Here is a 6,958-nt window from a genome sequence, read left to right as displayed (position 1 = left end):
GGCTTCCCATGTGTCTCTCTATGAAAAGAATGAGAACATCGCCAGGGCCTTATAAGTAAGTTGATGAAAGACATTCATCCATGAATCTCATCGACATTAGTACTTCCTTGTACGTCAAACCCCGATTCGAAAGAGTCGGGGTTTTTTGCTATGTGGAATTCAAAAAAAGCGCGGGGTAAACCCGCGCCTACAAGAATTACAGCCTTGAGAACAATGTAGACAGAGTGGTAAAGGCAACCTTTGGGCACATATCCCTGTGGCGGGCTTCCAGCTCGGCATCCACGTTTCGCTCCCTATTCGTCAGAGTTAAACCCAATCGAGCAAGTGTGGAGTTGGCTACGACAACACTGTTTATCTAAAAAGTATTTTCATACTATGAAGAAATCATTGATGAGGTTTCAAAGGCTTGGAATCACTTTATTTCAGTACCTGAGCGGGTAAAAGAAGATGTGTAATCGGGAGTGGATAAAATTGATTTAATCTTTATGCGGATTGGTATTACTTGGCATTTATTGATGTGATTGCGTGCTTATATCTTTGCTCTTAATGAAGAGCTCCCTCGGCTTCTTTGATGAGTTCGCTTATCCCCTACGTGGTATCTGTATGCATTAGCGGATTTATTCCGCGACTTTGCCTTGCCCAATAATTATGCATCAGTTATAACTAGTTACATTGTTTGATGATTTTAATAATGGAATTGAGGTGTGGTGTGTTCGCGAAAACGGTGATCTATGTAGACAATGTCGAAGAAGTCTTAGATTTTTACTATCAAGCATTTGCTATAAGCACTTTTGATATGACCGATGAGGGAGATTACGGCGAGCTGGATACTGGCGAGGTCAAGCTGGCATTTGCCAGTCACCCATTGGCGCAGTCACAATTTAAACAAGAATACATTCGCAGCCATCCTAAGCAGCCAGCTTTGGGGTTTGAAATATCACTCAGTTGTGACAATGTCCCTAAGTGTTACGATAAGGCTGTTGCTGCAGGCGCTGAGCCGCTTAGTCCGCCAAGTTTGAAAGGCAGTGTCACTCAGGCTTATGTGCGCGCAATAGAAGGCACCTTAGTGGCATTAGTATCACGGTAGAGGAAGGTAGCTGCGCATATTATCAACGCAGCTAGTGTGGCGGTTATTCGGCGTCGACCAACAGGCGAGCTAAACCCACAGGTTCGATTTCAACGCAAACGTTGTCATCGTTCCAGTTTAAACCAACTAAGGCATCGTCTTCTTTTAGATCTAGCACCCACTCATCTAAAAAGCTTTCCACATCAATGCTTATGGCACTGAACTCAGACCATTCATCACGGCACTGAGCTTGGGCTTTTTCTTCGCTATCCCAAAGCAGTAACACATCAACTTCATCAAACTGGTTGGAATCAACCACCACTAATCCGCCATCGTCAGAGCCTAGTGCCCATACTGTTTCGCTGCGTTTTACTTGCTCGATAAACTCAGTTACTTCTGAGCCAATTTCTTCTTCGTTCATTATCACTATCTCAATTTCGTGGATCGGTTTGTTGTGCCAACGCCTCGCTGTGCCAGCGTTGATGAAGCGCCATTAAGTTTTCATAATCGCTTAAATCGACGAGCTCTCTAAATAGCACCCAGTCAATCAGACAGTATAAACTGATCTGGAGGTAATCCCAATGCAATAGCTCGTCTGTCACACAGTGTTCATTTAGATAATACAAGGTATGTTGAATGCGTTCGCGCTGCAGGTTGAAAAACAGCTTATCTTGCTCAATAGCAAAACCGGAACGTTTGCTCAGCAGTAATTCAACCAGTGAGTCGTTACAGGCATTGATTAAAATCAGTAGGTTTTCTTGATCCCAACTAGGCTTGTCTAATTGATGCTTTTCTCTGAGGTAACGCACAATAAGGTTGGAGTCGCAGATGATTTGAGACTCATCGATTAAAAAAGGGATTTTTCGTGCTGGATTGTATTTTACTAGAGTTTGCTGACCTTCAGCGGCAAAGATATCAATATGTTGATAGTCGAACGGGATTGCGTTTTTTTCCGCCCACATGCGGATGCGTCGAGCGTAGGGGCTGGTGTTAGAGCCGATTAATTGCATGCCATCATTCCTTATTAGGTTAATGCTAAGCTTAAAGCAGCTTAGCCTAGCTTGTTAGAATGATGGCGAATGCAGACATTTTTCGCAACTGCAGAATTAATCTGAGCGACTGGTTACCTCGAGAAGATGGAAACCAAACTGAGTTTGCACTGGGCCCTGAACTTCATTTACGGGAGCTGAGAACACCACTTTGTCAAACTCGGGCACCATCATACCTGGGCCAAACTCGCCCAAAGCACCGCCATCTTGGCCTGAGGGACAATTGGAGTATTGTTTTGCAATATCTGCAAACTCTTCCCCAGCAGCAATACGCTCTTTAAGTTCCAAACACTGCGCTTCGCTGTCTACTAAGATGTGCCTTGCACTCGCTACTGCCATAACTTCTCCAAATGTTTAATCACAATTCATACTTTATTCTAATATAGGTGGTTGAAAAAATCAGCAATTACGGCAATAGTTTTTCGATTTCGCTGGTTAACTCATTCGACATTGGCTCGGTGCGGCTGTTAAAACGTTGAATCGTTTTGCGGTCGGCCGAGACGAGATATTTATAAAAATTCCAATTAGGTGAGCTAGTTACTTCATTTAAGTGCTGAAAAACAGGGTTGGCGTCTGAGCCGCGAACCGCTGAGGTAGCAAACATATCAAAGGTCACCCCATAATTGACAAAGCAGACTTCGGCGGTGGCTTTTTCATCGTCTTCTTCTTGAAAAAAGTCATCAGAAGGGAAGCCTAACACCACAAGTCCGTCGTCTTTGTATTTTTGGTGGACCTTCTCTAGCCCTTCGAATTGTCCGGTAAAGCCACAATTACTGGCGGTATTAACAATTAATAAAGGTTTGTCTTTAAACTGACATAGGTTGAGGGTGTCATCAGAGCGCAGCTTTCTTAGCTCTACATTGGTGAAGTCGTCACACGATTGTGATTGTGCATTGGCACTGGAGGTAAATAAAAGGCCCAAGCCCAAAGCCAAGGCGGAGATAGATTTACGCATGTCTGCTTTCCTTTTGATTGTTTTATCTTTTATTATACGCCGATAGTTATTTACCTGATCATGATTATGAACATTAGATTGGCAAAACAACCCGATTTAGCGGCCATTGTTGCTATTTACAATGCCACCATTCCCAGTCGTATGGTCACCGCCGATACTGAGCCGGTAAGTGTAGCAGAAAAGCAGTCGTGGTTTGCTGGGCACAGTGGCAAGCGACCCATTTACGTTGTCGAGCAGGATAACCAAGTCATTGCGTGGCTAAGTTACAGCAGCTTTTACGGGCGACCAGCTTATGATGGTACCACCGAAGTCAGTATTTACATTGCTGAACAGGCTCAAGGCAAAGGGCTTGGGAGTGAGCTGATGCGCTTTGCTGAGCAGCAAGCACCAGAGTTAGAGATTGATACCTTAGTGGGCTTTATTTTCTCGCATAACACACCGAGTATTCAACTGTTCCTAAAACATGGTTATGAGCGTTGGGGAGAGCTTCCTAAAGTAGCCCTACTGGATGGCAAAAAGTACAATTTAACGATTTTGGGTAAACATATCCCGTCTTAAATCCTGCCATTATCAGTGATTTTTTCACCTCTATTGATTCTTCTACTAAACTGAATTGCACAGTCGTCGGTAAAGGAATTAATAGATGAGCAATCGAGTTCTGATAATAGACAGTAGCAGCGTACAGGCAATGCGGGTAAAAGTGTTGTTTGAGTTGCTTGGCGGCGATGTTGAGCACCTGCATTATCGCAGCCTAGATACAGAACTGGATTTTGATACTTTTGAGGTGATTGTTGTTGCTCATGGCGTACCGGTTGAAAAGCTGCAATCCATCCATCAGCTACAACATCATGATAAGTTGGTGTTACTGGCACCAAAGCCTGATAACGCTGAGCACCTTAGGCTGTTTAGCGAAATAAACCGCACTCTGCCAAATGGTATAGTTGTCTATCCTTTTTTTGCCAATAAAGATATTACTTCATTACTTGAACGCTTATTAGAAATAGGTGGTGCCAATGCCTTAGTTTTGCCGAAAGTACTCTTGGTTGACCATCATGCTCCGAGATTGGAAGCGCTTGCCAATAACCTGCGTGGGGCACAGCTTGCCGTGACCACAGCAACCACTCTGGAAGAAGCGATGCAGGCTGCAGAGCAGCATAGCTTTGATTTACTGATAAGCGACTTCAATTTAGATGATGATACTGGGTTAGATGTCTTCAATAAGGTGCGTCTTATTCACCCAGAGTGCCGATGTTTGCTCATGACATCGCGAGTCAATCAAGTGGATTTGTTAGAAGCGGTGCGCCAAGGGGTGGAAGATGTCTTAATTAAACCCTTTGATGAAAGTGAGTTACTGCAAAGTCTCCATAAGCTTTGGCAAACCGAACTACTCCGCCGTCATAATCAGGAGCTGGTTGAAAGATTACAAGAAACCGTAGATGCCCTGATTGAACGCGACAGTCTACTGCGCGTTATTTATAAACACACGCCCGATCCCATTATGTTATTCAATCGGCTTGGCTTTGTTATTGAAGCCAACGATGCTTGTTGCGATTTGTTTAATACTTCCGCAGAGTCTTTGCAGGCATTGTCTATTTTCGAATTATTTGATGAACAATCTGTCGCGAATCTACGTGAGTTAATGAAGCATGGTGGCATGCGACATCAATTTAATTGTGAGCTTAATTTACCACTGGTTGATGGCAGGGTTATCCCGTTGATGGGCACCTTTAATGAAATCGATCATCATGGCGAAATGGCGTTTGCGGTGATTTTCAAAAATATTTCCAAGTTTAAAAAGCAACAAGAAATACTGGAAGAAACCAAAGAAATCCTCGAATTAGAAGTGCAGGCTCGCACGGCACAATTACAAAATGCCAAAGAAGCTGCAGAAGCGGCCAACTTATCTAAATCTGAGTTTTTGGCCAATATGTCCCATGAGCTGCGCACGCCAATGCACTCAATACTGAGTTTTGCCCGCTTTGGTTTAGAAAAGCTCGAGGCGCCAGAGCTGGCAGAAGAAAAGTTGAGAAAGTATTTATCGCGCATCGAAACCAACGGTGAACGCTTACTAGTGCTATTAAATAATTTGCTTGATTTATCTAAGCTCGATGCTGGGCGCTTTCCCTTTAACCCCAGCTTTCAAGATTTAATCGCGATTATTGACAGTGGCATTGAGGATGTATCTGGCACAGCGATGGAGAAGAATATAAGAATTCGCTTTGATAAGCCCAGCAGCCAAATTAAAACGTTTTGCGATCCTGAACAACTTAGCCAAGTGGTCAGGAACTTACTGGGTAATGCCTTAAAGTTTAGTCCAAAAGGTAGCGAGATTGCCGTACTCCTAAGTAGCAAAGATAAAGAGCTGCATATTGAAATTGTCGACCAAGGGGTTGGTATTCCAGAAGATGAGCTTGAGGATATTTTTTCTAAGTTTGTGCAAAGTAGTAAAACTGCCAGTGGCGCTGGAGGAACCGGTTTGGGACTGGCTATTTGTAAGGAGTTTGTGCTGCTGCATAAAGGCCAGATCTACGCCGAAAATAACCCCGATGTGGGGGCTCGTATTCACATTATTTTGCCCCATGCCGAGCATTTTGAAACCAGTAACGCGTTGTAATTAATAAAGTTGGCAAGACCTTCGCTCAGGGTCTATAACTACAAGGGTAATCGTTCTTATTTCTGTAATGAAACAAGACTTTGGCTGTAAAGGACCATAAAGGATGATATGTAATGGCGCTAAAACGAATTCTGGCGGTGGATGACGAACCGTTTAACCTCGAAATTATCGAAGAAATCCTAGAAGATCTCGACTTTGAATTGCAAACTGTTGAAAGCGGCCCTGCATGCCTTGAAGTGGTAGAAGACTTCGATCCGCAGGTGATATTGCTGGATGTCAGTATGCCTAAAATGAATGGCTATGAGGTCTGTAAAGCGATCAAAGAAAACCCCAATACGCAACACATTATTGTGATGTTTGTGTCGGCAAGGGGATCGGTCGAAGAGCGCATGGAAGGCTACTCGGTTGGAGCTGAGGATTACATTGTTAAGCCTTTTGGCCAAGGTGAGCTGAAGGCAAAGCTATCTCATTTAGGGCAATTGCTACAAGAAAAAGACTTGCTGGCGCAGCAAGTGGAAGATGCCACTTCAACGGCATTCAGTGCCATGGCCAATAGCAGTGAAATGGGCCAAATCGTTAATTACATTGAGCAAATTGGTAATATTGAGACCTTACCGAAGCTTGCTGAAGCATTATGCCAGTGCCTGCGTGGCTTGGGGCTCAACTGCAATATGGAAATTCGCCTTGAAGGTCAGTTGCATCACTTTGCCAGCACCGGAATATGCTCCCCAATTGTTATTGAACTATTCGAAATCTTACGCAACAAAGGGCGCTTACATGAGTTTACTAATCGCATTTTAGTCAACTATCCAATGTTGAGCATATTAATCCTTAATATGCCGGATGATGACCCTGATAAACATGGCCGCTTACGTGACCACATCTGCTTTATTGCCAGTGTAACTGAGCAGCAGCTATTGGCTATTGCCACCAAGCGTAAGCTGGCGCAACAGCATGACGACCTAGAAGAAGCCATTACCATGGTGCAGGAAAAATTTAATAACATGATTGCCCTGTTAGATAAAAATCGCCAGGATAATGAACGTGTTTTTAGGGCGTTACAAGAAATGTTTGAAGAGCGTATCCCTACCATGGGGCTGGATGAAGATCAGGAGCTATTTATTTACCGAAATGTTGATAAAGCCATTCAAAGCTCAGTCTCTCGGGAAGAAAGTGTGAAAGAAATAAAAACCGCATTTCACGACATCGAAGAAGACCTCAAGTTATTATCGAAAAAGTCGGAATAAAAGCGTTTTTATATTAAATGAAAAGAG

The 6,958-nt window shown here is 43.5% G+C and carries 9 protein-coding genes; 5 read left to right on the top strand and 4 right to left on the bottom strand.

The genetic code is table 11. The features are described from left to right. Window positions 1-240: 240 nt before the first annotated feature. Both ACNKW2_RS10920 and ACNKW2_RS10915 read left to right on the top strand, forming a co-directional pair. A complete protein-coding gene (locus ACNKW2_RS10920; RefSeq protein ID WP_419148587.1) occupies window positions 241-441 on the top strand; it encodes a transposase in 201 nt (66 codons plus the stop codon). 268 nt (window positions 442-709) lie between these two features. Further along, on the top strand, window positions 710-1,087 hold the full coding sequence (locus ACNKW2_RS10915) for a VOC family protein (protein ID WP_336567439.1): 378 nt from the start codon (window positions 710-712) through the stop codon (window positions 1,085-1,087). 43 nt (window positions 1,088-1,130) lie between these two features. On the opposite strand, the gene ACNKW2_RS10910 is transcribed toward ACNKW2_RS10915, so the two are convergent. The 4 genes from ACNKW2_RS10910 to ACNKW2_RS10895 all read right to left on the bottom strand — a co-directional run bounded on the left by ACNKW2_RS10910 (window position 1,131) and on the right by ACNKW2_RS10895 (window position 3,070). Beyond that, window positions 1,131-1,487 carry a DUF2750 domain-containing protein gene (locus tag ACNKW2_RS10910; RefSeq protein WP_419148586.1) on the bottom strand — a complete coding sequence of 119 codons (357 nt, stop codon included), beginning with the start codon at window positions 1,485-1,487 and terminating at the stop codon, window positions 1,131-1,133. Between the two features lie 10 nt (window positions 1,488-1,497). Beyond that, window positions 1,498-2,076 (bottom strand): glutathione S-transferase family protein, encoded by a 579-nt coding sequence (locus tag ACNKW2_RS10905; protein WP_419148585.1) that lies wholly within the window; start codon window positions 2,074-2,076, stop codon window positions 1,498-1,500. Window positions 2,077-2,172: 96 nt separating this feature from the next. Continuing rightward, window positions 2,173-2,454: a peptidylprolyl isomerase gene (locus tag ACNKW2_RS10900; RefSeq protein ID WP_336567434.1), complete on the bottom strand. Its 282-nt coding sequence runs from the start codon at window positions 2,452-2,454 to the stop codon at window positions 2,173-2,175. A 67-nt stretch (window positions 2,455-2,521) separates the two neighbouring features. Continuing rightward, window positions 2,522-3,070 (bottom strand): glutathione peroxidase, encoded by a 549-nt coding sequence (locus ACNKW2_RS10895; protein ID WP_419148584.1) that lies wholly within the window; start codon window positions 3,068-3,070, stop codon window positions 2,522-2,524. A 66-nt stretch (window positions 3,071-3,136) separates the two neighbouring features. On the opposite strand from ACNKW2_RS10895, the gene ACNKW2_RS10890 reads away from it, so the two are divergent. The 3 genes from ACNKW2_RS10890 to ACNKW2_RS10880 all read left to right on the top strand — a co-directional run bounded on the left by ACNKW2_RS10890 (window position 3,137) and on the right by ACNKW2_RS10880 (window position 6,931). Further along, window positions 3,137-3,628: a GNAT family N-acetyltransferase gene (locus tag ACNKW2_RS10890; protein ID WP_419148583.1), complete on the top strand. Its 492-nt coding sequence runs from the start codon at window positions 3,137-3,139 to the stop codon at window positions 3,626-3,628. 85 nt (window positions 3,629-3,713) lie between these two features. Beyond that, window positions 3,714-5,684, top strand: a complete 1,971-nt coding sequence (locus ACNKW2_RS10885) for a sensor histidine kinase (protein WP_419148582.1) — start codon at window positions 3,714-3,716, stop codon at window positions 5,682-5,684. Between the two features lie 113 nt (window positions 5,685-5,797). Continuing rightward, on the top strand, window positions 5,798-6,931 hold the full coding sequence (locus ACNKW2_RS10880) for a response regulator (protein ID WP_419148581.1): 1,134 nt from the start codon (window positions 5,798-5,800) through the stop codon (window positions 6,929-6,931). Window positions 6,932-6,958 lie beyond the last annotated feature (27 nt).

This window comes from Pseudoalteromonas 'SMAR' (genome assembly GCF_048515945.1).
Classification (GTDB): domain Bacteria; phylum Pseudomonadota; class Gammaproteobacteria; order Enterobacterales; family Alteromonadaceae; genus Pseudoalteromonas.
Note: the sequence above shows the minus strand (reverse complement) of the source record. Positions and strands in the feature narration are given on the sequence as shown.

What these genes read in the sequence shown, in the direction of transcription:
- ACNKW2_RS10885 (WP_419148582.1), top strand. Translation starts at nt 3,714, where the DNA reads ATGAGCAATCGAGTTCTGATAATAGACAGTAGCAGCGTACAGGCAATG.
- ACNKW2_RS10900 (WP_336567434.1), bottom strand. Translation starts at nt 2,454, where the DNA reads ATGGCAGTAGCGAGTGCAAGGCACATCTTAGTAGACAGCGAAGCGCAG.
- ACNKW2_RS10905 (WP_419148585.1), bottom strand. Translation starts at nt 2,076, where the DNA reads ATGCAATTAATCGGCTCTAACACCAGCCCCTACGCTCGACGCATCCGC.
- ACNKW2_RS10880 (WP_419148581.1), top strand. Translation starts at nt 5,798, where the DNA reads ATGGCGCTAAAACGAATTCTGGCGGTGGATGACGAACCGTTTAACCTC.
- ACNKW2_RS10910 (WP_419148586.1), bottom strand. Translation starts at nt 1,487, where the DNA reads ATGAACGAAGAAGAAATTGGCTCAGAAGTAACTGAGTTTATCGAGCAA.
- ACNKW2_RS10895 (WP_419148584.1), bottom strand. Translation starts at nt 3,070, where the DNA reads ATGCGTAAATCTATCTCCGCCTTGGCTTTGGGCTTGGGCCTTTTATTT.
- ACNKW2_RS10890 (WP_419148583.1), top strand. Translation starts at nt 3,137, where the DNA reads ATGAACATTAGATTGGCAAAACAACCCGATTTAGCGGCCATTGTTGCT.